Origin of the sequence: [Clostridium] symbiosum ATCC 14940 (assembly GCF_000466485.1) — a bacterium.
Taxonomy (GTDB): Bacteria; Bacillota; Clostridia; order Lachnospirales; family Lachnospiraceae; genus Otoolea; species Otoolea symbiosa.
This window is the reverse complement of record NZ_KE993030.1, coordinates 1-1,914: the sequence shown is the minus strand read 5'-3', so window position 1 is coordinate 1,914 and position 1,914 is coordinate 1. Positions and strand designations below refer to the sequence as shown.

Below are 1,914 nucleotides of genomic sequence, written 5' to 3'. Positions count from 1 at the left end.
CCTTTGCACTGGAATTTACTTTTTCAAGTCAGCAGCATTAAAGGTAGGAACAGTAATATAAAAATCCCATACCGTTTTTTAGGTACAGGATTTTCATCAATCACTATTTACTCTAATTATTATTGAAGCCAGAGCACTTTACAATACATCTGAAAAATGCGGCCGCAGCTTTTTAAACATCTTAAGCCCGATCAGCATAAGTATCAGCGTAACCGCCCAGAAGTAGAGCGTCATCGTCGGGCGTTCAAAGAACCAGTTTCCCGTCATCATACTGTCCCTGTAGCCTGCCGCAATGTAATAAAAGGGATTGAGCTTAAACATCGTTCCAAGCCAGGGCGCTCTGTCGGTAAAGATTTTTTCATCATACATAATCGGTGTCAGCCACATGCCGAATTGCAGGCAGATTCCAACGATCTGGGCCATATCCTTAAAAAACACCTGAACCGCGCTGGTAAAAAATGTGAGCGCCAGCCCAAGCATGGATGCGGCAAAGGAATAATAGAGTATCTGCAGCCAGGTAATCATCGGCATATATCCGCTGATCAGATAAAGTCCTATCATGATTACAAGAAAGCAGACGTGAACCATAAAGCAGGATATTAATTTAATAACAGGCAGCATCTCCACCTCAAACACCACCTTTTTGACAAGGTAATGGTATTCCTGAAGACAGTTGGTACCCGTATTCAGCACCTCACTGAAGAAGAACCAGGGAATAATACCCGGAGTCAGCCAAATGACATAGGATACTCCCGGAACAGGCGGTGCATTCTTCATGCCATGCTCACCAAAAATAAACGCATATATCGCAATTGTAACCATCGGCTGAATAAACATCCAGACGATGCCGAAATAGGAGCCTACAAATCTCTTTCTGAAATCTGCTTTGGACAGATCCAGAATCAATTTTCTTTTCTTTAGAAGCCCTTTAACAAGGGTAATCAGTTCTCTCATCGAAAACCTCCGGTTAATTTCAGTAACAGTTCATGCTGTCTGAACTGTTATTAATTTTAGGAGCGCGGATTTAAAGCTGGAACTTAAACGTATCCTTAAAACCGCCCCATTTTTTATCTTTTTCGGAAATAATCAGTTCCATGCCCTCGGTAACCGGCCACTCGATTCCGATCTCCGGATCGTTGTAAGCCAGCCCGCCTTCATCGCCCGGATGGTAGAAGTCGGTACATTTGTATGCAAACTCCGCCTCATCCGAAAGTACCAGGAAGCCGTGGGCAAACCCCTCCGGAATATAGAACTGTTTTTTATTCTCCGCTGAAATCACAACGCCGAACCATTTTCCGTATGTCCGGGAACCGGTACGCAGATCCACAGCCACGTCGAATACTTCACCGCGGACTGCTCGGACCAGCTTGCCCTGAGGAAATTCCTTCTGGTAATGAAGCCCCCTGAGCACACCTTTTACAGACATCGACTGGTTGTCCTGGACAAACACCATATCAAGGCCTGCTTCCCTGAAATCATTCTGATTATAGGTCTCTACAAAATAGCCTCGCTCATCCTTAAATACGGTTGGTTCGATAACATAAAGTCCCTCTATATCACAAGGGGTTACTGTGATTTTTCCCATGATTCCTCTCCTTTTAATCTGATCTATAAGCTGTCTCACAATCCATAAGCCGGGGGCAGCCTGTACGGTACCGGCTATGCAATACTATATCACTACCTTTGGAACCTGGCAATAGTTGTTTCAGTCAACATGAACGGCTTTATCAGCGTGTTACTGTTTACACCCAATGATTTAACTGAGGCCCGGAGGACGCGTCCGGAACGTGTTTCCAGCAGACTGATATCAAATCTTCCGCAATTTTTTTAAAGCCCGTTGAAGGCATATCGTATTCCCCGTACACGGTAGCGCTGAGTGCCCGCGACAAGGTCCGCCCTCCGCACTTAACGCGT

General features: G+C 45.1%; 2 protein-coding genes. Both read right to left on the bottom strand.

Annotation, left to right across the window (positions count from 1 at the left end; genetic code table 11):
* Nucleotides 1-138: 138 nt before the first annotated feature.
* Complete coding sequence (locus CLOSYM_RS20235; RefSeq protein WP_021643593.1) at nt 139-954, bottom strand: ABC transporter permease; 816 nt, start codon at nt 952-954, stop codon at nt 139-141.
* A 70-nt stretch (nt 955-1,024) separates the two neighbouring features.
* Nucleotides 1,025-1,585 (bottom strand): dTDP-4-dehydrorhamnose 3,5-epimerase, encoded by a 561-nt coding sequence (rfbC, locus tag CLOSYM_RS20230; RefSeq protein ID WP_003497689.1) that lies wholly within the window; start codon nt 1,583-1,585, stop codon nt 1,025-1,027.
* Nucleotides 1,586-1,914 lie beyond the last annotated feature (329 nt).